This window comes from Corynebacterium sp. c25Ua_89 (assembly GCF_047459735.1).
GTDB lineage: Bacteria > Actinomycetota > Actinomycetes > Mycobacteriales > Mycobacteriaceae > Corynebacterium > Corynebacterium simulans.
In genome coordinates this window covers 205,666-227,421 of sequence record NZ_JASBOD010000003.1, presented here as the reverse complement: position 1 = coordinate 227,421, position 21,756 = coordinate 205,666, and the positions used below count along the sequence as shown (strand labels likewise).

The following is a 21,756-nucleotide window of genomic DNA, read 5'->3' as shown; positions in this document are numbered from 1 at the left end:
TTAGTAGCTGTAGTCGCCGTTGACGATGGCCTTGAGCTGCGGGCGGACGTCGAACCAGTAGACGCCGGTCACGACTGCGCCAATCCACGGCAGGAAAGAAAGCGGCAAGTTCAGCGCCAGCGCGGAACCTACCAGCATGGCAACCCAGGTCCACTTGCTCTTGCGGTCGCCGGCGCGGTAGGCATCCTCGCGAGTGGTGGCGGCGAGGATGGCGCCAACAATGGCGAAGATGCTCAAGACGGTAAAAACCACCCAGCTGCGTGGTTGAGAAGGTAAATGATGATGTCCATAGACATCCCAGCCTAGCGGGCCGGGCCAAACGGATTTTCTTCGCCTTCTCCAATGACCTCGCCGTCGATGATGTTGCCGTTTGCCGAGGTGGAGCCGGAGCGCTTTTCCTTCACGCTGGCAATCGCATTCTCGACGCCCGCGCGCCCCTCCTCATAGGCCGCATTAAAGTCCTTGCGGGCGCGGGCAAAAGCCTCGGAGTCACGCACCTCACCGGCGGCGTTGCTGACGCTTTCTCCAAGGCCGCGGGCGGTGCCGGTGACCTTGTCGAGTAAAGAGCCTTCCGGTTTCGGCTGCTGCGCGTGCTCTGCCTTCACGCGGCTCGAAAAATCCTTGGCGGCTTCCAAACTGGAAGCACCCGCGGTCTTCAAAGAATTAACGAAGGAATTAGCCATTATTTTCTCCTTTAAGCACCAAAGACGAGGTGATTTACAGTGTAGATAACCAATCCTGCCAGCGTTCCCACAACCGTGCCATTCAGACGGATAAATTGCAGATCCTTGCCCACCAAAAGCTCGATATTTTCGGCGGCTTCGGTGGCGTCCCAGCGCTTGATGGTCTCCGGGATGATACTGATGATGTCACCGGCGAAATTCTCCGACGCCCAGCGCGCGGCTTTATCCACGATTTCATTCGCCTTGTCACGAAAACGCGGGTCCTGCTGAATGCGCACGCCGAAGTTCTGCGCTTCGGCCGCGATCTTGGTGCGCAGGAAGGATTGCGGTTCGCTCGCCTGCTTGGCGACGCCCGCCCTAAAGGCCTCCCACGCTGCCCCCGGCATGGCTTGTACCTGCTCGGAGTTCATCATCTCCTGCTTGATACCCTCAACGCGGGCGACCATCTCGGGGTCGTCCTGCAGGCGCCGTGCAAACAGCTCCAAGTTGCGACGTATGGACTGCCGCACGGCATGGTTCTTGTCATACTTGACCTCGGAGGCCCACTCCACGATGGCGACGTAAACCTTGTCACCGGCCATGCCGCGGGCGAAGCGGGGAAGCCAAGCCGGCATCTTTTCGTCGACAAGCTCGATGACTTCATTTTCAAGGGTGAGGACTTTGGCATGCGCCCAGTCAATGAGGTCGTCGACAAGCGGCTCTGCTTTGCCGTCGGCGATGTAGCCTTCCAGCAAACGTCCTACCGGCGGCCCCCACTCGGGCTCCAGCATGCGGTCGAGGATTTGGGTGCGGATGAGATCCTCGGCCTCGGCGGAATCGAAGCTATTGACAGCGCGTGCCAGGATATCGGCCGCCTTCTGCGCGGCTAGCTGCGAGTTAGCCTCCTGGGCCAACCAGGCGCCGGCCTTTTCGGGAATGTTGTTTTCCGAAATCTTCGCCGAGAGAGCGTCCGGGGTAAGGAACTGCTCCTCCACGAAGGTGCTTAAGGCCTCGCCGACCTGATCCTTCTTCTTTGGGATCAGCGCCGTGTGCGGAATCGGAATGCCCATGGGATGGCGGAAGATAGCGGTAACGGCGAACCAGTCAGCCAAGCCGCCGACCATGCCAGCCTCCGCGCCCGCGCGCACAAACCCCACCCACGCCGGAGCAGTCGCGTCCTGATGCTGCCACCAGGAACATGCGAAGAAGATGACGGCGGCCAAGATCAAAAGGCCGGTGACACCCCACTGGTACTTGCGTAGCGTGCGGCGACGCTCGGCGACGTCGGCTGGGTTAGGGCCTGGTACGGCAATGCTCATGTTGGCGGTGACTCCTTTTGTTGCTCCGTATAACTGTACTAACGGATTTGGTACGTGGCCTCTTCCCTGGTGCAGATAGGGAAATGAAAAGCGCCCCTAGCCTCCATCGAGGATGGCTAAGGGCGCTGTGGCAGGAATGCTAAGTTCGCACCAGCTTAGTTGATACGACCGGTCTCAGAACGGTACTGACGGTAGTAACGACGACCGTAGTGGATGAGACCAACGCAAGCGACAGCAATGACGACGAGCAGGGCAGCACCGACGATGATGGAAATCTTGGAGCTTTCCTGGCCCACACCGTACTGGAAGGCACCAGCGCCGAGGCCCCAAATCAGGGTGCCGGCTGCCGGCAGCAGAGAAAGGATCAGGCCCATGCCGACCCAGGTGGAGGTGCGCAGCAAAGAAGAGTGCGGTGCGCCGAAGGATACTGGGTCGTATCCCTCAATGTAGGAGTCCTGGATCTTGCCGGTAAACTCCGGGTAGGTCTCACTTGCGTGATCAGCAACTGCGTGGGTGTTGTCGCTCATGGCTGAAACTTTCTCTCGTTCCTGTTATTCCTGTGAATGACTATATCTTAGTCGTCCTTGCCGCGGAAAGCAGCACGTGCACGTTCGCGGGTAACCGCGGACACAGCGGTCAGCGGAACGCCTGCCGGGCAGACGTCAGCGCATTCGCCGTAGAGGGAGCAGTGACCGAAGTTCTGCTCAAGGTCATCGACCATGTTGCGTGCACGACGGCCACGCTCTTCCTTGCCCAGCGGCATGAGGGAGAGGTGAACCAGCTTCGCGCCGGTGAACAGGTGAGCTGCACCGTTCGGGCAGGATGCCACGCAGGCACCGCAGCCGATGCAGGCAGCATGGTCGAGGGAGTACTCGGCGGTCTCGTGGTTGAGGTGCAGGGTATCGGCATCCGGAGCGGTGCCGGCGTCCATGGAGACGTAGCCACCCTGCTCCATGACGTGGTCCAGCTTGGAGCGGTCCACGATCATGTCCTTGATAACCGGGTATGCGGCAGAGCGGAATGGCTCCAGCTTGATCTTGTCGCCATCCTTGAACTGGAACAGGCGCTGCTGGCAGGCCGGGGTGTTCTGGCCTGGGCCGTGTGGGCGGCCGTTGACCAGCAGACCACAGGTGCCGCAGATGCCCTCACGGCAGTCGGATGCGAATGCGAAAGGCTCGTTGCCAGCCTCGACCATGCCCTCGTTGACGTGGTCGAGCAGCTCCAGGATGGACATCTGCTCGGCGGCGTCGTCAACCTGCACGGTCTCGAACTTGCCTTCTTGCGTCGGTCCGGCTTGACGCCAGATCTCAAGTGTCAGTTTCATTACTTGTAGTTCCTTGTCATCAGCGGGATCGAATCAAAGTACAGCGGCTCTGCGTGGCGGATGAACTCGCCAGCGTTTGCGCCTGGCTCCCAGGCAGAAACGAAGCACCAGTTCTCATCGTCACGCTCAGCCTCGCCATCCTCGGAGAGGTGGTCGTCACGGAAGTGCGCACCACAGGACTCGTCGCGGTCCAGTGCGTCAACACACATGAGCTCGCCCAGGTCGATGTAGTCAGCAACGCGCAGACCGTACTCGAGAACCTGGTTCATGTCGTTGGCGTTGCCGGTGATGCGGACGTTAGCCCAAAATTCCTCGCGTAGATCGCGAATCTTCTGGATAGCAACCTTGAGGTCCTCGACGTTACGGGAAACGCCGCAGCCCCAGTAGAGAATCTCACCGAGCAGGCGGTGGTAGTGAGCCGGGCCGTGCGGGTCATTGCCACGCACTCCCATCAGACGGTCGATGCGATCTTGTGCGTGCGCAACAGCCTTCTGTGCCTCGGCCGAATCCTCAGCCAGCTTGTCCTCACCGAGGTGCTTAGCCAGGTAGTTAGGAACCGTAAACGGCAAGGTGAACCAGCCGTCGACGGATGCGGACAGCAGGGAGTTAGCGCCCAGGCGGTTCGCACCGTGGTAGGTCCAAGAGCACTCACCGGCGGCGAACAGGCCGTCGATAGCGGTCATCTCGTTGAAGTCGGTCCACAGGCCACCCATGGTGAAGTGGCAGGTCGGTGCGATACGCATCGGGGTCTCGTATGCGGACTCGCCGATTGCCTCTTCGTACATCTCGATGAGGTTGGAGTAACGCTCGCGGATCTTGTCCTTACCCAGACGCTGGATTGCATCGCGGAAATCCAGGTAAACGGAGTTGTGCAGTGGTCCGACGCCCAGGCCCTTGTTGATCTGCTGGGAGATCGCACGGGAAGCAACGTCACGCGGAACCAGGTTGCCGAAGGCCGGGTAGCGGCGCTCCAAGAAGTAGTCGCGCTCCTCCTCCGGAATCTCGTTGGCGGGGCGGTCGTCGCCTTCCTTGATCGGGGACCAAATGCGGCCGTCGTTACGCAGCGACTCGGACATGAGGATGGTCTTGGACTGCCACTCGGAGTTGACCGGAAGACCCGTCGGGTGGAACTGGATGAATGCCGGGGAAGCCAGGTATGCGCCGTGCTCGTAAGCACGCATCATGGCGCCAGCATTGGAGTTCTTAGCCAGGGTGGACATGTGGTAGACGTTGCCGTAGCCGCCGGTACCGAGGATTACTGCGTGGCCGGTGAAGGCCTTCAGCTCGCCGGTAATCAGGTTACGGGTAACGATGCCGCCCGCGCGCTTCACACCGTTGTCGTTGTAGGTGATGATGTCCTGCATGTCGTGGTGAGCGAACAGCTCCACGTTGCCCAGGCCAATCTGGCGGTACAGCGCCGAGGTGGTGGACAGCTGCAGCTGCTGGCCTGTTTGACCACGGGTGTAGTAGGTACGGGAAACCTGGACACCACCGAAGGAGCGGGTTGCCAGGGTGCCGCCGTACTCGCGGGCGAAAGGAGCACCAATGGCGTTCATGTGATCGATAACGCGAACGGACTCATATGCCAAGCGCCAGCAGTCGGACTCGCGGCAGCGGTAGTCGCCGCCCTTCACGGTGTCCTTGGTGTGGCGATATGCAGAGTCGTTGTCCACCTTCTTGTGGCGGGAGGAGTTGACGCCGCCCTGCGCAGCGATGGAGTGCGCACGACGTGGGGAATCGTGGTAGGTAAAGACCTTCACGTTGTAGCCCAGCTCGCCCAGGGCGGCAGCTGCGGAACCGGCCGCCAGACCGGTACCAACAATAACGATCTCGAACTTGCGGCGGTTGAGCGGGGAGACCAGATCCATATGATCCTTCTGGTAGCTCCACATTTCCTTCATCGGAACGCCGTGCGGCTCGTGGGACTCCAGGATGCGACCTGCGGTGACGCCCGGGACAATCGACGTCGGGTGCGAGAACTTCGGGTGCTCGCGCTTGAGTTCAGTGTTAGTCATTTTTAAAAAGCTCCTTTAGCTGACCCAACCCAGGGCGACGGACAGCGGCATAACGATGTTTGCGATGCAAACTACAGCCGGGATGATGTAGGCCAGAATCACGAAGACCTGACGCCACTTCGCACCGGTGATACCCAGGTCAGAAGCAGCCAGACGGATGCCGTGGGTCAGGTGCAGGAACAGGCAGCACATCGCCAGAACGTAGAAGATGGTGACTGGCCAGCGGCTGAAGGTGGCAATCATGTTTGCCTTGACCTCGCCGTGCACGAATGCCTCAGGCGCAACCGGCTGCACACCCATGGTGAGGTCCAGCAGGTGGAAGATGATGAACAGCAGCAGGACTGCACCGGTGACCAGCATGGTCTTGGTTGCAAAGGAGTCGAGGCCACCCATCAGATTGGTGCGCTTGAACTTGCCGCGGGACTGCTTGGAGCGAGCGGTAAGTGCGACTGCACCGTAAATGTGTGCAATAACGCAAGCCAGCAAAACAATGCGGATCATCCACAGCAGGTGGCCGTGCGGGATGAGCGGTGCGCCCAGATCACGCAGGAACTCGCCGTAGATATCGAGTGCTTCGTCGCCGTCGTGTGCCGGCAAGTAAAGCTTCAGGTTGCCGGCCATGTGACCGACTACGAAAAGCGCAAAGAACAGGCCGGTGATGGCCATCGTAATCTTCAGTGCCCAGGTGGGTACGGAAGGCTTAGTACGAATCGTTTCGTTAGTGATGCGGCCGTGAGCGATTGCCTCACGGTCAGGATTTTTTACAGACATGACACCTCCATAGTCGCTATTACCTTACGCAGCCTTATCCGCTGGCAACTAGTCAAATTCGGGCCAACGCAGCCTCTTCTTAAGGGCCTGAGCAGTCCGTAGAAAATTCTTTAGGTAAGGATCGCCTAAAACGGAGTATTCGAAAAGCCGTTTACCTTGCACGCTGCTTTTTACGCAATACTCACGTTGCGTAATTCCCAGGCGCCTATGAGGTTCGTCACAGCTAATTTTCGGAGTGACTAGTTTACCCCTTTATGTGTCAAACTTTCGCAGGAGTCACACCACCCACACTCCACACATTTTTACCCCTGTTCGCAGGGCGGTTAAGAAGCTTCACACGATCTTTGCAAAAATCCTGTTACAGGATGGCAGGACCAGTAATCTTTTTCACATGAGTAAGACTTACGTGGGTTCACGCCTGCGCCAATTGCGGCGCGAACGGGATCTAAGCCAGGCCTCCCTAGCCTCCACGCTGGGGCTTTCGGCTAGCTATGTCAATCAGATCGAACACGACGTCCGTCCTTTAACCGTACCGGTACTGCTGCGGATTACTGAAGTATTTGGCGTCGACGCCACCTTCTTCTCCCGCGATGATGACTCCCGCCTGCTGGCTGAAATCCAGGATGTCATCCAAGACAAGGAGCTATGCCCCTCCCCCGTTGAACTGCAGGAATTGTCCGAGTTGGTTTATAACCACCCCACCGTGGCCCGCACGCTGGTGGAGATTCACCGCCGCTACGGCAATGTTCGCGACAAACTGTCTCTTGCCACCGATACCCGCCGCTCCGCAGGCACACAGGCGCTTTCCATGCCACACGACGAAGTCCGCGACTTCTTCTATGCGCGCCAAAACTACCTGGATGAACTAGACGTTCACGCTGAGACGCTCGCTTCTGAGCTGGACGTTTCGCAATTCCGCATCCGCGATACCGAGGCTGCCCTTTCAGCGCGACTGCGCGACAAACACGGCGTCGAGATCATAACGACACCACAAATGGATGGCACGCTACACCGTTTCGACCGCGAAAGCGGAACGTTCCGCCTCGCCAGCCGCCTCTCCGAGGGGCAGCGCTCCTTCCGCATGGCTGCTGAGCTGGGATTTCTGGAAGCTGGCGAGCTCATCGACTCCCTTGTCGACGAAGAGCCCTTCACTTCCGACGCCTCGCGCAACCTTGCTAAGCGAGGCATCGCCAGCTACTTTGCGGCAGCCACAATCCTTCCCTACACCACTATTCATTCTGAAGCAGAGCAATCGGGCTATGACCTGGAATACCTATGCCAAGTCTTTGGCGTGGGCTACGAAACGGTGGCTTCGCGCCTATCTACCCTGCAGCGCACGAACAAGCGTGGCATTCCATTCACATTCGTCCGCGTGGACCGCGCCGGCAATATGTCCAAACGTCAATCGGCCACCGGCGTCCACTTCTCCAACTCGGGCGGCACCTGCCCGCTGTGGAACATTTATGAGACCTTCTCTAACCCCGGAGTTATCTCCCGCCAACTCGCGCAGATGCCCGATGGGCGCAACTACCTGTGGATTTCGCGTTCGGTTCAGCACCACCAGGGCCGCTACGGCGATACAAATAAGCTCTTCGCCATTGGCCTGGGTTGCGAGGCTCGTCATGCTGACCGCACGGTATATGCCGAGGGCCTTGATCTGGGCGACCTATCTGCCGCGACTCCGATTGGCAACGGATGCCGCACCTGCCCACGTGCCAATTGCGCCCAGCGCGCCTTCCCCGCCATCAACGAAACGCTGACAATCGACGCCCACCGCTCCGCAGTGGCGCCGTACTAAGCACGCGACATCCTGGGCTCGCGGCGCCGCGCTTCGCTGCCGGAACGCGAATACCCAGCCCTGAAAAACAAGACCTCGTGGTCGTACTCGCATCCCCGATTGTTCTCGCGGGATCGCCACCAGCAGGTCTGTGTTTCCAGGGCTGGGTATTTGCCAGAAGATGCAGAAAAGGCCCCCTCGCGGGGGCCTTAACGCGAAAAGCGCTTAGAGGTTAATCATGTGGCCGCCGATGCCCTCGGCAGCTTCCTTCATTGCCTCAGAAAGCGTTGGGTGGGTGTGGATATTGCGTCCGATTTCCTCAGCGGTGAGGTCGAAGCGCTGTGCCAACGTCAGTTCCGGAAGAAGCTCGGAGACGTTGGAGCCAACCATGTGTCCACCAATGAGCTCACCGAACTCACCGTCAGCAATGAGCTTGACGAAGCCGGCGGTCTCGTTGAGGCCCGCTGCCTTGCCGTTTGCGGAGAACGGGAAGGTTGCGACCTTGATGTCACGGTCAGCAAACTTCTCGCGTGCCTGCTCCTCGGTGTAGCCGAAGGAAGCAACCTGCGGGTTGCAGAAGGTAGCGCGCGGCATGTTCATGTAGTCACCCAGTAGCTGGGTCTCAGCGCCAGCGATAACCTCAGCAGCAACCACGCCCTGTGCCTCAGCAACGTGTGCAAGCTGAAGCTTTGCCGTGACGTCACCAATTGCGTAGATGCCCGGAACGTTGGTGCGCATGTAATCGTCGATTGCGATAGCGCCGCGCTCGGTGAGCTCAACGCCGGTGTTTTCCAAGCCGAAGCCCTCAACGCGCGGTGCGAAGCCGATGGAAACCATGCAGCGGTCAACAGTCAGGGTGTCGGTCTTGGAGCCATCCTTGGACTCGACCTCGACGGTGACATCGTTGCCATTGTCCTTAATGGAGGTGGTCTTGAAGCCGGTCAGCAGCTTCACGCCAAGCTTCTTGTACTGCTTAGCAATCTCCTTGGAGACGTCCTTGTCCTCGTTCGGCAGGACGCGGTCCATGAACTCGACGATGGTGACGTCCACGCCGTAGTTAGCTAAAACGTATGCGAACTCCATGCCGATTGCGCCGGCGCCCACGATAACCATGGACTTCGGAGCTTCATCCTTGAGGATCTGCTCCTCGTAAGAAACGATGTTGCCGCCGATTTCAACGCCCGGGAGGGAGCGAACGACGGAGCCCGTTGCGATGATGCAGTTGTCGAAGGTGACGGTCTTGCCCTTGTCATCACCCTCGGTGATTTCGATGGTCTTTGCGTCTTTGAAGGAGCCAAGGCCGTTGATCTCGGTGATCTTGTTCTTCTTCATCAGGTAGTGGACACCCTTGACGATGCCTTCAGAGACCTTGCGGGAGCGCTTGTGAGCAACTCCGAAGTCGAAGGAGACATCACCAGAGATGCCGAATGCCTTAGCCTCATGGTTGAAGGTGTGTGCTACCTCGGCGTTCTTCAGCAACGCCTTGGAAGGAATACAGCCAACGTTGAGGCAGACGCCTCCCCAGTACTGCTTCTCAATGACAGCAACCTTCTTGCCAAGCTGGGCTGCGCGGATGGCGGACACGTAGCCGCCTGGGCCCGCGCCGAGTACTACAACGTCATAATGTTCTTGAGTCACGCGTACAAGAATACGGAAGATTATCCGCGCTGTCTCACTCTCCCCCAAGATTGAGTGCCTTTTAACTTTTTAAGGCGAAAACGCAGCCCTCGCAGGAATTAAAAAATCTCCCTTTCCTGCCTTAAAAGCAAGGTAGGAAAGGGAGATTGGTTCAGCCGAAGCAGTGTCTTAGAACAGACCCATGCCCAGCGCAGCCTCGGAGGACATGGAAGAGCCAGCGTGTACCCAAGCGCCGAGGACGTTGTTGATGGCGACAATGAAGGAATCAAAAGCGTTCATGAAGTCTTACTTTCTGTTGTTGCTGCACAAATGCAGGGAGGGGAAAGAAACCTGCTGGTGGGGATGGTTTCCTGCGAGTAAATTGCACTCTTTATAACGGCATCTTAGGCACATACGTTACGCAGTGCGCTAATTCCAGCCGAAATTATGACACAAAAGCCACATGTTCACCAGCATTCACTTTTGTTACTTGATAGTTTGACTGTAGCTCCCTCGTTGTCTCCTCTCTCCTACCTCTTGCCTTTGGCGAGGGCACAAGGGAATATAGTCAACGAAAATGCGCGTACCCTCTCACGCATTACCGACTCCCTCTAAGGAAGCAAACCTAAATGAAGACTCTCCACTCATTGGTCAAAGTCGCTGCCTCTGCAGCGCTGATTTTGGGGTGTACGACCATTCCGGCCACCGCATCTGAAGTGCCTGCTGCCACCGTGGCAGGCGACGCCACCCCTTCCACCATCACCGAGGATTCCGCCTGGAAAGTCCTTAACGCAGATCCCTCCATTCAGGGCCTTTTGGTCTCCGAAGACGAATACCGAGAAAGCATCGATACCTACCGCGCAGCCGCAGCGGACGGCACTCTCGATGCCGCGAAGTACAAGGAGCTGAGCTTCGACCTAGATATGGCGAAGTTGCCAGACGAGTTGAAGTGGTACGGCTACGTTTACAAGTACCCGGACTACCGCGCCAAAATCGTCACCATGCAGGCCTCTTCCCCTGCCATGAATGGCCGCGAAATCCCGCTTGCCGTCATCACCCCTGACGGCAAATTCGATTCGCAACGCCCGACGCTATACATACTCAACGGCGCAGGCGGCGCTGAGCAAGGCATGGATTGGATCGTCAGCACCGCTGGCCGCGACCTAGATCCGGAAAAGCCGGGCACTCAAGACATCGATGACTTCTACGGAGACCGCAATGTCAACGTCGTCATCCCGCAGGCTGGCGCATTCAGCTACTACACCGATTGGCTGGAGGAACCGGACGGCAAGTACGGGCTTAAGGGCCCACAGAAGTGGGAGACCTTCCTAACCAAGGAGCTGCCTGGCCCGCTGGAGGATCACATCAACGGCAACGGGCAGCGCGGCATCGCTGGCATGTCCATGTCCGCCACCTCTTCACTGCTGCTGGCTGAACACAACCCACGCTTCTACGACGCAGTCGGCTCCTACGCCGGCTGCGCCGCTACCTCGAGGCCGCTGCCGCACTTCTACCTCCAGCTAACCCTGGGCCGCGGCGGCGCTACCCCAGAGCAGATGTGGGGCGAAATGGGTGGCGAGTACAACCGTTATAACGACGGTCTCATCAACGCGACCAAGAACAACCTGGGTGACACCGACATCTACGTGTCCGCCGGCTCCGGCCTCGCGGGCGCAACCGATTTAGGTTCGACCAAGTCTTCTTCCACCCTCGTGTTTGAAGGTGGTGCCATCGAAGCCGCAATGAGCGCTTGTACCCATGACTTGCAGGCAAAGCTCAATCACGAAGACGTGCCGGCTACATTCAACTTCCGCAACACCGGCACCCACTCCTGGCCGGGCTGGTTGGAAGACATCAACGCTTCCTGGAAGGTCTTCGGCACGGCATTCAACACCCCAGAATCGGAGGCTCACGTCGCCGAGGCAAACAATGCTGATGAAGTACTTGCTAACGAAAAGCTTGACGACGCCGATATCCCTAATGATGAGCAGCCTGCCCCCGCTGACGCCCCGCCGGTAGACCTAGAAGCGCCAGCACAGTAAGCTCTCCTTAAAACTCTCGACACGTTGGGAAAGAAGTTAATGAAGCGTATTAGCTCTATCATCGCCGCAGCCGCAATCGCTGCTGGCGCACTCGTTGCACCTTCTGCTGGTGCTGCTACCGTTGCACCAGCAACCATTGCAGGTGACACTGCGCTGTCCACCATCACTGAGATCGACCCGAGCGCCGTTCCTGCTGATGTAGCAGGCACCAAGTGGTACAAGAAGTACAAGGATGACGGCCGCGTCGAGAAGCTGCTGGCCCACTCGCCTTCCATGGATCGCGATATCCCGCTGGCTGTCATCAAGGCTAAGAGCGAGGACCGTCCAACCATCTACCTGCTCAACGGCGCTGGATCTGCAGAGCAGGATTCTGACTGGCTAAGCTTGTCCGACGCGGTTGACTTCTACCACGAGAAGGACGTCAACGTTGTCGTTCCGCAGGCTGGTGCTTTCTCCTACTTCACTGACTGGGAGCAGGAGCCAAACGGTAAGTACCTGCAGGGCCCGCAGAAGTGGGAGACCTTCCTGACCAAGGAGCTGCCAGGACCAATCGAGCAGCGCCTCAGCGCTTCCGATAAGCGTGCAGTGGCTGGTATGTCGATGTCCGCTACTTCTTCCCTGCTGTTCGCAGAGCACAATCCAGGCTTCTACGACGCAGCCGGCTCCTACGCGGGCTGTGCCGCAACCTCCTCCCAGCTCCCTTATGAGTTCCTGCGCCTGACCGTCAACCGTGGCGGCGGCCAGCCGGAGCAGATGTGGGGCCCAATGGGCAGCGACTACAACCGCTACAATGACGCCCTTCTGAATTCCCACAATCTGGAGGGCACCGCTCTGTACGTCTCGTCTGCCTCCGGCCTGGCTGGCAAGACCGATATGCCTTCTTACTACACCGCACAGGGCATGAACCCGGCCGCCGCATTCGTCGGATCCGCACAGCTCCAGGTCGAGGGCGGCATCATCGAGGCTGCGGTTAACAGCTGCACCCACAACCTGAAGGCCAAGCTGGACCAGCAGAACATCCCGGCTACCTACAACTTCCGCAATACCGGCACCCACTCTTGGCCGGGCTGGCGCGAGGACATCGAGAAGTCCTGGCCCGTATTTGCATCGGCTCTCGGTGTATAGGCCTATAAGGCCTCAACGCGAATAGGGTTTCATCCTTAAAGGGCGGTAGGATCGCAGCATTATGAAGCTGCTTTCCACCGCCCTTTCGCACGTCGCATCCACCGCCGGTCAACTATCTGAACAGCGCGATAGATACACAGGTGTCGCGTTCAACTTAGGTTATGAGGTCACCCATTATGACCTGGACCTTACCTACCGCGTTGAGCCCAACCTTTTGCAAGGTGAAGCGGTCCTGCATATCCGGGTGCTAGAGGACGTCGACAAGCTCACGCTCGATCTCGGCGGCGCCATGGTAGCCCGCCGCATCACCGCCAAGGGCGCGCCTCGGGTGGCGAAGTTCCGCCAGTCCGTGGGCAAGCTGCGCCTGACTTTCGCGGATACCATCGCAGAGGGAACCGAGTTCGAGCTACACATCCGCTACGGCGGCTCCCCACGCCCCATCCGCACCCCGTGGGGCGAACTCGGCTGGGAGGAAACCGAATCCGGCTCTCTAGTAGCTAGCCAGCCCAACGGTGCCCCGAGCTGGTTCCCATGCGACGATACCCCGAGCGAGAAGACCACCTTTGACATTAAGATCACCGCAGATAATCCGTTCCGCGTGATTTCGAATGGAAAGCTGGTTTCCCGCAAATCCGCCAGCGGTTCGATGACGCGCTGGCATTACCGCACCGAACACCCCACGGCTACCTACCTCGTTACGGTTCAGGTAGGCGAGTTTAGCGAGGTCAGGCTTGGCGACTCGGTGCGCGCCTGGGTTCCGTCAGCGCTCAAGACGCCTGTCCAAGAGGTCTTTGCCCAGCAGCAGGAGATGTTGGACTTCTTCTCTTCCTGCTTCGGCGCCTATCCGTTTGACGAATATCAGGTTGTCATCACCGAGGACGAGCTGGAAATCCCACTGGAAGCCCAGGGCCTTTCGATTTTCGGCTCCAACCATGTCTCGCCTACCTTCGAGCGTCTCATCGCTCACGAGCTTTCCCACCAGTGGTTTGGCAATGCGGTAGGCCTTAGCGAGTGGAAGGATATTTGGCTCAACGAGGGTTTTGCCTGCTACTGCGAGTGGTTGTGGATGGAGCACGCGCATGGCCGGACGGTGCATGAGTCTGCGCGTTCGCACTACAACGTGCTCGCTCGCAAGGCGCAGGATGTGCTGCTGGCAGATCCGGGCACTCAAGACATGTTCGATGATCGCGTATACAAACGCGGCGCGCTCACGGTACATGCGGTACGCGTACTGCTTGGCGACGCCGCCTTTTTCGACGCCGTGCGCTCCTACCTGGCAGAAGGCCGCCACGGCGTGGTTACGCCGGAAAACCTGCTTGCGAAGCTGCGCGAGCGCGCGGAAGATACGGCCACGCTCGATGGCCTGCTGGAGCAGTGGCTGGAACAAGAACAATTGCCGCACTTCCCGGCTTAAGCACCACCCCCCAAACTTTCGAACTTATTTTCCAATTTACCCTTGACAGGTCGTTGTATGTGGATAAAATAGAACATGTAATCGAAACGCCGAGGGGGGTGGGGCGCCATGCAAGACAAACACGAAGCGATTATCTCCACAGTCAACGAAATTGCCACATCGCTAACAGAACTGCGGGAACTTATGAAAGAACCCGCAGACCTCTACTTCGGCCGTTTGCATCCTGCTTTCGAGCACCTCGAGAACGCAATGGGAAAGAAGACCACCATCGATGCCGCCTTTGCCTTCCTTGCTGCCCGAGATGACGCTGGCCGTACAGTCGGCTCCAGCAAGCCGGAAGACTATCTCACCGCACGTTTGGGCCTGACCTATCCGGAGGCACAGGCGCGCATAAAGACCGGGCAATCGCTCTTTGCCCCGCTTTCGGAGGAAGCGGCCGCAGATGCGCCAGCTTCTGCCCATCCAAGCGCGACGGGCAGTGACAGCGAAACGGCAGAACAAAAGCGTGAGGACGCCACCCGTGAACGCGCCCGTCGGGAGCGGGAAGCCGCAGAAAAGCGCCGCCGGCAAATGCTTGAAGAAGAAGCCGCACACGCGCGCACTATCGCACTCATCGAACAGGAACTTGAGCACCTCACGGAGGGCGCGCTCCCTGGCCGGCAAGAGCTTAGCCAGCACGCTTTGGAGAAGTCTCGGGAGATGTCACATACAGCGCTCCGAGCCTGGCTGCGCGAGGCCATTCGTGCAGCAAACAAATCAGTCTCCGATGCAGACGCAGTCATTAAAAAGCGTCGCTTGCGCATCTCCCAGCCAGATGCTGATGGTGGCGTCTTCATCAGTGGATACGTCGATGCCGCCACGGCAGCAATGCTAAAAGCCGCATTTGCCCCAGCTCGCCATCAGGGAGGGCCAAATCTTCCGGCAGAGGAAGATTCCCGCACATACTCCCAAAGAATGGCAGACCAGCTTTCTGCCATTGTCCACAGCTATCTCGAATCTCATCAGCACGGCACTGGTGGTGTGGGTTCCTTGCTTATCACCACCACGCTGAACGAGTTGGAAGAGATGGATTCTTCCACCCGGTTCGCCACCAACGCTGGCGTGGAGCTCTCCCCGCTGGACCTACTACGTATTGGAGCGGCATCACACGATTTCATCGGTGTGGTTGATGATAAGAAATTCCCGCTGGAATTGGGCCGCTGCAAGCGCAGCGCAAGCCTTTATCAAAAGATAGCCTTGGCGGCCTCGGAGTTGGTATGCACCCATCCCGGCTGTGACCGCCCTTGGGTCGAATGCGATGTCCACCACCTCCATGCGTGGGCAGCAGGTGGAGCAACGGATCTCAAGAACTTAACGCTCCTCTGCAGAAGACATCATGCGGATAACAATGACCGACGTGACGGTTTCCGCAACATGGGGCATGCAGAGCGAGACCCAATAACTCGAAGAGTTGGTTATCGTCCGGCAGGGTCGGAAAGGATCCATTTCAACGACAGCCCAGCTGCACATAAAGCCCCGGCCCACAAACTCAGCGCCTAACCGCAGGATACTTGTGCCCTGCGGGCGGATTGCGCTTGCGTTTTATCGCGAGGTGAAAATAGTGAAGGTAGGTAGCCTAAAATTGTTATCCATGCGCAGAATGCTAGTTACTGGCGGCGCCGGATTCATCGGCGCCAACTTCGTCCGCTTGGTCGCTGCCACGCGCCCAGAAGTCTCCATCACGGTGCTGGACAAACTCACCTACGCGGGTAACCGAGCGAACCTCGAAGGCGTAGAGTGCCGCTTGGTTGTCGGCGATATTGCCGATGCCGCGCTGGTGGATGAACTGGTGGCGCAAAGCGACATCGTGGTGCACTTCGCAGCCGAGTCCCACAACGATAATTCGCTGCAGGATCCCTCCCCGTTCATCCAGACCAACGTCGTAGGTACTTTCACCTTGTTGGAAGCCTGCCGCAAGCACGATGTGCGTTTCCACCACGTCTCTACCGACGAGGTCTTCGGTGACCTCGAAATCGGTGCCGCTACCAAATTCACCGAAACCACCCCTTATGCGCCTTCCTCGCCGTACTCCGCGTCGAAAGCCAGCTCCGATCACTTGGTGCGCGCCTGGACGCGCAGCTTTGGGTTACGGGCAACCATCTCGAATTGCTCCAACAACTACGGCCCTTTCCAGCACGTAGAAAAGTTCATCCCGCGCCAAATCACCAACCTGTTAGACGGCCAGCCGGCCAAGCTATATGGAACGGGTGAGCAGGTCCGTGACTGGATTCACGTCGACGATCACAACAGCGCGGTCCTCACCATCCTCGATCACGGCGAAATCGGCGAGACCTACAACATCGGCGCTGACCAGAAAGACATCAACAACAAGGAGGTCATCGAGCTCATCTGCGAGATCATGGGGGCTACCAACGCTGCAGGCGGCGCGCTCTACGAGCACGTGGCTGACCGCCCCGGCCACGATCAGCGCTACGCCATGGACGCTTCCAAGCTCCGCCGCGAGCTAGGCTGGCAGCCGCACTACACTGACTTCCGCGAAGGGCTGGCACAGACCATCCAGTGGTACCGCGACAATGAGAAATGGTGGCGCCCGGATAAAGGCGACGTCGAGAAGCATTACGCCCAGCGCGGCCACTAGGCCGGCAGCGCAACCCCATTAAACGAAACCTAGACAGGAAGAAACGAGCACACGTGCAGGTAACCAAGACGGCCATCGAGGGCCTACTGTTCATCGAGCTTGACGTCCACGGAGACAATCGCGGCTGGTTCAAGGAGAACTGGCAGCGCGCAAAGATGGTTGACGCCGGGCTGCCCGATTTCCAGCCGGTGCAAAACAACGTCTCTTTCAACGCCGCGGCGGGCGTGACCCGCGGTCTGCATGCCGAGCCCTGGGACAAACTGGTAAGCGTGGCCCACGGCAAGGTCTTCGGCGCATGGTGCGATCTGCGCGAAGGCTCCGAAACCTACGGTGAGCTGGTCACCCATGAAGTAGGCCCCAATACCGCCGTCTTTGTCCCGTGGGGCGTGGCCAACGGCTTCCAGGCGCTTGAGAAAACCGCGTATTCCTACTTGGTCAACGATCATTGGTCACCTGACGCGGAGTACACCTTCGTCAACCTCGACATGGTGGACTGGCCGCTCGAGCCGACCGAAATCTCCGACAAAGACCGCGCGCACCCGCAGCTAGCGGACGTCACGCCCATGGCGCCGCGCAAGGTGCTGGTCACCGGCGCCAACGGCCAGCTGGGCCGCGCGCTGCGCAAGGTGCTACCGAACGCGGAGTTCTGCACGCGCGAGGAATTCGACATCACCAATCCGCCGCCGCGTCCTTGGCGCCGCTACAGCGCCATCATCAACTGCGCCGCCTACAACGACGTCAACGGCGCAGAAAGCGACCGTGCCCGCGCCTGGGAAGTCAACGCGCTGGCACCTGCCAAGCTGGCGGGCATCGCCGCCGATAACAACTTGACGCTTGTGCACGTCTCCAGCGACTACATCTTCGACGGCGAAACCGAATTACACACCGAGGAAGAAAGCCCTAGCCCGCTGAGCCTGTATGGGGCGTCGAAGGCGGCGGGTGAGGCGTCGGCAAGCGTGGCACCTAAGCACTATGTGGTGCGCACCTCGTGGGTCTTTGGCGAGGGCAACAACTTCATCAAAACCATGGCTCAGCTGGCAAATAAGGGCATCGAGCCGAAGGTCATCAATGACCAGCGCGGCCGGCCTACCTTTGCAGAGGACCTGGCCAAGGGCATCGCGCACCTGCTGGAAACCCAGGCGCCTTATGGCATCTACAACCTCTCCTCCGGGGGCGATACCGTGGGCCGCGATGAACTCGCCATGGCCACGTTCATCGGCATGGGGCACGACCCCGCCGAGGTCCACTCGGTCAGCACCGCGGAGTACGGCGTCGAGCCTGCCCGCCGGCCCAGCGAATCTACGCTGGATCTTTCCAAGATTGAAGCCACCGGCTTTAGCCCGATGAATTGGCGCGCCGCGCTAGCGCTCTACCTTGCGCTTTATCCTTTGGATTAGGCTTTCAAGCATGAAAGGCATCATCCTCGCGGGCGGTTCAGGCTCACGCCTCTACCCCATCACCAAGGGCATCTCGAAGCAGCTCATGCCGATCTATGACAAACCCATGGTCTATTACCCGCTCAGCACCCTGATTCAGGCGGGCATTCGGGAGATCCTCATCATCACTACCCCCGAGGATTCGGCGTCTTTTGAGCGCCTGCTTGGCGACGGCTCCCAACTAGGCCTCATGCTTTCCTACGCGGTGCAGCCACGTCCAGAGGGCCTGGCGCAGGCCTTCCTCATTGCGGAGGATTTCATCGGCGATGACTCCGTAGCCTTGGTGTTGGGCGATAACATCTTCGAAGGCCACGGCTTTGCCACCGCCTTGGGCCAGTGCCGCGACCCAGAAGGCGGAATCATCTTCGCCTACGAGGTCTCCGATCCGCAGCGCTATGGCGTGGTGGAATTCGACGCGGCAGGCAACGCGCTGTCCATCGAAGAAAAACCAGCCCAACCCAAGTCCAATCATGCCGTGGTTGGTTTGTATTTCTACGATAACTCAGTAATCGACATTGCCAAGGGCATCCGCCCGAGCGCCCGCGGCGAGCTGGAAATCACCGCCGTCAACGAGGAGTACCTGCGCCGCGGCAAGCTGCGGGTGCAGCGCATGCAGCGCGGCGACGTGTGGCTCGATACCGGAACGGTGGACTCGATGAGCGAGGCCTCCGCCTACGTCGAAGTGATGCAAAAGCGCACCGGCACCGTCATCGGCTCGCCGGAGGTGGCGGCCTACCGGGAAGGTTTCATCTCCCGTCCGGCCTTGGCCGCGCTGGCAGAGCCGCTCATGAAGTCCGGCTACGGCTCCTACCTGCTGGCCTCGGCGCGCGAGGATTAATCAGGCGGTTTTAATAATCAGCCGGGTTTAGTAGCCGCGGGCGACGTATTCGTCGATGCGCGCGGCCTCTGCGCCCACGGTGGTCTCATCGCCGTGGCCCGGCAGCACGCGGGTCTCGGCGGGCAGGTTGAAGACCACGTTGCGCAGGGATTCGATGATGACGTCAAAGTCGGAGTACTTGCGGCCGGTGGCACCGGGGCCGCCGTTGAAGAGCGTATCGCCGGAAAGCAGCACGCCCTCGCTCGGCAGGTGAAGCACCACGCAGCCCGGCGAGTGGCCCGGCGTATGGAAGACGGTGATGTCTTCGCCGCTGACCTGGAACTGCTGGTTATCCTCCAGCGGGCGGAACGCGGCGCCGCCGTTGGATTCTTCCCACAGCATCTGGTCATCTGGGTGGAGGTAGACCTCGGCGCCAAAGTGCTCGGCGGCCGCCGGCGCCAAGTCGCAGTGATCGTTGTGCGCGTGGGTGAGCAGGATGCCCTTGACCGGGCGATCACCCACGAGCTCGGCCACCGCATCCAAGTCGTGGGAAGGGTCCACGACGTACACACCCGAAGCATCGCCTACGACGTAGACGTTATTGTCCACGTCCCACTCGCCGCCGTCTAGGCGGAACTTGCCCTTGGTTACGGCCTTGTCGATCTGCATTAGCTTTAGTTCTCCTAATCTATGCGAATTCAACGACGGAGCGCAGCACCTTGCCGGACTTCATGGTGGCGAAGGAATCTTCGACCTCGTCCAAGGAGATGCGCTCGGATACGAACTTATCCAGCGGGAACTGGCCGTTGCGGTGCAGTGCCACATATGCAGGGAAGTCGCGCTCTGGCAAACAGTCGCCGTACCACGCCGGCTTGATGGAACCGCCGCGGCCGTAGAGGTCGATGGCTGGGATATCGACGTGGTCGGTGAGGTTAGGCACGCCCACCATCACCATGCGGCCGGCATGGTCGCGGGAGTAGAAGGCCTGGCGCCAAGTCGGCTGGATGCCCACGGCGTCGATGGAAACGTCGGTGCCGAAGCCGCCGGTTAGCTGGCGTACGGCCTCGATGACTTCATCCTCACTCATGTCCTTAGAGTTGACGACATCGGTGGCGCCGAATTCACGCGCGGTCTCGAGCTTTGCCTCGTCGATGTCGACGGCGATGATCTTGGCCGCGCCCGCCAGCTTCGCGCCGGCGATGGCTGCGGTGCCGACGCCGCCGCAACCAAAGACGGACACGGACTCGCCGAGCTGGATTTCCGCGGTGTTGACGGCCGCACCCAAGCCAGCCATGATGCCACAGCCCAAAAGTCCCGCCGCCGCCGGATCCTCCTCCGGATCCACCTTGGTGCACTGACCTTCGTGAACGAGGGTCTTCTCCGCGAAGGAGCCGATGCCCAGGGCCGGGGTCAGCTCGGCGCCTGCGTCCTTATCATCTTCGGCCAGGTACATCTTGGCGGAGGCGTTGTGGGTATTAAAGCAGTACTTTGGCTCGCCCTTCTTGCAGGCGCGGCACTCGCCACAGACTGCGCGCCAGTTAAGAATGACGAAGTCGCCCTCGGCAACGTGGGTAACGGCGGAGCCTACGCGCTCGACGACGCCCGCGGCTTCATGGCCAAGCAGAAATGGGAAGGCGTCCTCGATATCGCCGTCGCGATAAGCCAGGTCCGTGTGGCAGACTCCGCAGGCCTGCACCTTGACGATGACGTCGTTTGCGCCTGGCTCAGGGATCACGATGTTGACGGTCTCGACCGGTGCTCCCTTGGAGCGGGCAATTACGGCTTTAACAGTGTTGTTGCTCATGTGGCCCCAGCGTACACGGATTTCCAGCAAGGCCGAACTAATGAAAATTCATTTCAGCAGATATGCGAAAGCGTGCGCGGGTTACCCCAGCGCACGCCGAAAATTAGAAATTAAGAGCCAGCAATAACGTTTGCCGCATGCTCGTGGCCGCGCGCATTTACGTGAAGCGGCAGGTTGCCGTCGCCAGCAGTGAAGTCAACCAGGCCAGCCCACATGCGGCGATCTGCGGTGGCACACATGCCGTTATCGCGGGTGCTCGGCTTCAGGTCGAGGAACTCGGTCCCGGTACGAGCGGCCAAGTCCACCTGCATCCATTGGGAAGCATTTTCCCAAGCCTGCACATTCGGCAAGAAAGTGTGATCGAGCGGTGCCGGACCCACGTGCAGCAGGCAGTAGCTACCAGCAGAGCCGATGGTGGGATACCCGACGATCTGAATGCGTGCATTTGGCGCCGCAGCACGGATGCGGCCGATGAGCGGAGCGTTCGCATCCACGAAGCGGCGGCGCAGCTCGCCCTCGCTCATGCCTGGGTTGTTATACGTGTCATTAAAGCCCGTGGTGTAGAGAACGCGGCGGGTATTTGGGCTCAACGCGCCGGTCTGGATCGCGCGATCAACCTGGGCGAACATCTGCGGGCCGCGCGAGAAGGAAACAGCGCCGGAGCAAGAAAAGTCCGCGACCGGCAGGCCCAGCTTCGCGCCAGTGCGGCGGGCATAGTTATTAGACTGAGGACAATTCACGCCGCCAGCACTCTGGGAGCTCAGGCGCGCGGTGAGATAAGCACCCGCGTCTGGGTCGGCCAACACGGAATCACCAAAGGCCACCAGATTTGCATCGGCTGCCACCGCTTGAGGTGCCGTGCCCAGGCCTACCGCGATACAGGTCGCAGCAAAAGCTGCCATTACCTTCTTTTTCAGGTTCATGGATTTCCTCTCAAATTTTGCTGCCCATCATCTTAGCCCAACCTGGACGGTCCGTTCAGAATCAATATATGT

19 protein-coding genes are annotated in these 21,756 nt (G+C 59.4%); 8 read left to right on the top strand and 11 right to left on the bottom strand.

Features of this window, described 5'->3' with window-relative positions:
* The 7 genes from QKB66_RS06435 to QKB66_RS06405 all read right to left on the bottom strand — a co-directional run bounded on the left by QKB66_RS06435 (position 1) and on the right by QKB66_RS06405 (position 6,091).
* On the bottom strand, positions 1–252 hold the full coding sequence (locus tag QKB66_RS06435; protein ID WP_414252940.1) for a DUF2516 family protein: 252 nt from the start codon (positions 250–252) through the stop codon (positions 1–3).
* A gap of 50 nt (positions 253–302) precedes the next feature.
* On the bottom strand, positions 303–683 hold the full coding sequence (locus QKB66_RS06430; RefSeq protein ID WP_414252939.1) for a hypothetical protein: 381 nt from the start codon (positions 681–683) through the stop codon (positions 303–305).
* A gap of 11 nt (positions 684–694) precedes the next feature.
* Positions 695–1,981 carry a DUF445 domain-containing protein gene (locus QKB66_RS06425; RefSeq protein WP_311518482.1) on the bottom strand — a complete coding sequence of 429 codons (1,287 nt, stop codon included), beginning with the start codon at positions 1,979–1,981 and terminating at the stop codon, positions 695–697.
* Between the two features lie 155 nt (positions 1,982–2,136).
* Complete coding sequence (locus QKB66_RS06420) at positions 2,137–2,508, bottom strand: hypothetical protein (protein ID WP_061920272.1); 372 nt, start codon at positions 2,506–2,508, stop codon at positions 2,137–2,139.
* Positions 2,509–2,555: 47 nt separating this feature from the next.
* Positions 2,556–3,305, bottom strand: a complete 750-nt coding sequence (locus QKB66_RS06415) for a succinate dehydrogenase/fumarate reductase iron-sulfur subunit (protein WP_061920270.1) — start codon at positions 3,303–3,305, stop codon at positions 2,556–2,558.
* Complete coding sequence (locus tag QKB66_RS06410) at positions 3,305–5,320, bottom strand: fumarate reductase/succinate dehydrogenase flavoprotein subunit (RefSeq protein WP_414252938.1); 2,016 nt, start codon at positions 5,318–5,320, stop codon at positions 3,305–3,307. Before QKB66_RS06410 ends, QKB66_RS06415 begins: the two co-directional genes overlap by 1 nt.
* 15 nt (positions 5,321–5,335) lie before the next feature.
* Positions 5,336–6,091 (bottom strand): succinate dehydrogenase cytochrome b subunit, encoded by a 756-nt coding sequence (locus tag QKB66_RS06405; RefSeq protein WP_248093515.1) that lies wholly within the window; start codon positions 6,089–6,091, stop codon positions 5,336–5,338.
* Positions 6,092–6,482: 391 nt separating this feature from the next.
* Between QKB66_RS06405 and ramB the strand changes: the two genes are divergently transcribed.
* Positions 6,483–7,889 carry an acetate metabolism transcriptional regulator RamB gene (ramB, locus tag QKB66_RS06400; protein ID WP_248093513.1) on the top strand — a complete coding sequence of 469 codons (1,407 nt, stop codon included), beginning with the start codon at positions 6,483–6,485 and terminating at the stop codon, positions 7,887–7,889.
* A 204-nt stretch (positions 7,890–8,093) separates the two neighbouring features.
* Here the strand turns inward: ramB and lpdA are convergent, their stop codons facing one another.
* The gene (gene lpdA / locus QKB66_RS06395; RefSeq protein ID WP_096336201.1) at positions 8,094–9,506 is read right to left on the bottom strand and encodes a dihydrolipoyl dehydrogenase; all 1,413 of its coding nucleotides are present in this window, start codon (positions 9,504–9,506) and stop codon (positions 8,094–8,096) included.
* Between the two features lie 608 nt (positions 9,507–10,114).
* Between lpdA and QKB66_RS06390 the strand changes: the two genes are divergently transcribed.
* The 7 genes from QKB66_RS06390 (at position 10,115) to rfbA (ending at position 18,978) form a co-directional block, all read left to right on the top strand.
* Positions 10,115–11,527, top strand: coding sequence for an alpha/beta hydrolase (locus QKB66_RS06390; RefSeq protein ID WP_414252937.1), 1,413 nt, complete (start codon positions 10,115–10,117; stop codon positions 11,525–11,527).
* 39 nt (positions 11,528–11,566) lie between these two features.
* The gene (locus QKB66_RS06385; RefSeq protein ID WP_248093502.1) at positions 11,567–12,652 is read left to right on the top strand and encodes an alpha/beta hydrolase; all 1,086 of its coding nucleotides are present in this window, start codon (positions 11,567–11,569) and stop codon (positions 12,650–12,652) included.
* Positions 12,653–12,713: 61 nt separating this feature from the next.
* Positions 12,714–14,066 (top strand): M1 family metallopeptidase, encoded by a 1,353-nt coding sequence (locus QKB66_RS06380; RefSeq protein ID WP_414252936.1) that lies wholly within the window; start codon positions 12,714–12,716, stop codon positions 14,064–14,066.
* A gap of 108 nt (positions 14,067–14,174) precedes the next feature.
* Positions 14,175–15,605, top strand: a complete 1,431-nt coding sequence (locus QKB66_RS06375; protein WP_062036100.1) for an HNH endonuclease signature motif containing protein — start codon at positions 14,175–14,177, stop codon at positions 15,603–15,605.
* A 100-nt stretch (positions 15,606–15,705) separates the two neighbouring features.
* A complete protein-coding gene (gene rfbB / locus QKB66_RS06370; RefSeq protein ID WP_248093776.1) occupies positions 15,706–16,704 on the top strand; it encodes a dTDP-glucose 4,6-dehydratase in 999 nt (332 codons plus the stop codon).
* A gap of 53 nt (positions 16,705–16,757) precedes the next feature.
* Positions 16,758–18,101, top strand: coding sequence for a dTDP-4-dehydrorhamnose reductase (rfbD, locus tag QKB66_RS06365; protein ID WP_248093497.1), 1,344 nt, complete (start codon positions 16,758–16,760; stop codon positions 18,099–18,101).
* Between the two features lie 10 nt (positions 18,102–18,111).
* On the top strand, positions 18,112–18,978 hold the full coding sequence (rfbA, locus tag QKB66_RS06360; protein ID WP_049146097.1) for a glucose-1-phosphate thymidylyltransferase RfbA: 867 nt from the start codon (positions 18,112–18,114) through the stop codon (positions 18,976–18,978).
* Positions 18,979–19,005: 27 nt separating this feature from the next.
* Here the strand turns inward: rfbA and QKB66_RS06355 are convergent, their stop codons facing one another.
* The 3 genes from QKB66_RS06355 to QKB66_RS06345 form a co-directional block, all read right to left on the bottom strand.
* On the bottom strand, positions 19,006–19,626 hold the full coding sequence (locus QKB66_RS06355; protein WP_414252935.1) for an MBL fold metallo-hydrolase: 621 nt from the start codon (positions 19,624–19,626) through the stop codon (positions 19,006–19,008).
* Positions 19,627–19,645: 19 nt separating this feature from the next.
* Positions 19,646–20,761, bottom strand: coding sequence for an S-(hydroxymethyl)mycothiol dehydrogenase (locus QKB66_RS06350; protein ID WP_049146094.1), 1,116 nt, complete (start codon positions 20,759–20,761; stop codon positions 19,646–19,648).
* A 110-nt stretch (positions 20,762–20,871) separates the two neighbouring features.
* A complete protein-coding gene (locus QKB66_RS06345; protein WP_248093494.1) occupies positions 20,872–21,684 on the bottom strand; it encodes a GDSL-type esterase/lipase family protein in 813 nt (270 codons plus the stop codon).
* Positions 21,685–21,756 lie beyond the last annotated feature (72 nt).

What these genes read in the sequence shown, in the direction of transcription:
- QKB66_RS06385 (WP_248093502.1), top strand. Translation starts at nt 11,567, where the DNA reads ATGAAGCGTATTAGCTCTATCATCGCCGCAGCCGCAATCGCTGCTGGC.
- QKB66_RS06425 (WP_311518482.1), bottom strand. Translation starts at nt 1,981, where the DNA reads ATGAGCATTGCCGTACCAGGCCCTAACCCAGCCGACGTCGCCGAGCGT.
- rfbA (WP_049146097.1), top strand. Translation starts at nt 18,112, where the DNA reads ATGAAAGGCATCATCCTCGCGGGCGGTTCAGGCTCACGCCTCTACCCC.
- QKB66_RS06375 (WP_062036100.1), top strand. Translation starts at nt 14,175, where the DNA reads ATGCAAGACAAACACGAAGCGATTATCTCCACAGTCAACGAAATTGCC.
- QKB66_RS06430 (WP_414252939.1), bottom strand. Translation starts at nt 683, where the DNA reads ATGGCTAATTCCTTCGTTAATTCTTTGAAGACCGCGGGTGCTTCCAGT.
- ramB (WP_248093513.1), top strand. Translation starts at nt 6,483, where the DNA reads ATGAGTAAGACTTACGTGGGTTCACGCCTGCGCCAATTGCGGCGCGAA.
- QKB66_RS06390 (WP_414252937.1), top strand. Translation starts at nt 10,115, where the DNA reads ATGAAGACTCTCCACTCATTGGTCAAAGTCGCTGCCTCTGCAGCGCTG.
- QKB66_RS06355 (WP_414252935.1), bottom strand. Translation starts at nt 19,626, where the DNA reads ATGCAGATCGACAAGGCCGTAACCAAGGGCAAGTTCCGCCTAGACGGC.
- QKB66_RS06405 (WP_248093515.1), bottom strand. Translation starts at nt 6,091, where the DNA reads ATGTCTGTAAAAAATCCTGACCGTGAGGCAATCGCTCACGGCCGCATC.
- QKB66_RS06350 (WP_049146094.1), bottom strand. Translation starts at nt 20,761, where the DNA reads ATGAGCAACAACACTGTTAAAGCCGTAATTGCCCGCTCCAAGGGAGCA.
- QKB66_RS06380 (WP_414252936.1), top strand. Translation starts at nt 12,714, where the DNA reads ATGAAGCTGCTTTCCACCGCCCTTTCGCACGTCGCATCCACCGCCGGT.
- rfbB (WP_248093776.1), top strand. Translation starts at nt 15,706, where the DNA reads ATGCTAGTTACTGGCGGCGCCGGATTCATCGGCGCCAACTTCGTCCGC.
- QKB66_RS06410 (WP_414252938.1), bottom strand. Translation starts at nt 5,320, where the DNA reads ATGACTAACACTGAACTCAAGCGCGAGCACCCGAAGTTCTCGCACCCG.
- QKB66_RS06415 (WP_061920270.1), bottom strand. Translation starts at nt 3,305, where the DNA reads ATGAAACTGACACTTGAGATCTGGCGTCAAGCCGGACCGACGCAAGAA.
- QKB66_RS06345 (WP_248093494.1), bottom strand. Translation starts at nt 21,684, where the DNA reads ATGAACCTGAAAAAGAAGGTAATGGCAGCTTTTGCTGCGACCTGTATC.
- QKB66_RS06420 (WP_061920272.1), bottom strand. Translation starts at nt 2,508, where the DNA reads ATGAGCGACAACACCCACGCAGTTGCTGATCACGCAAGTGAGACCTAC.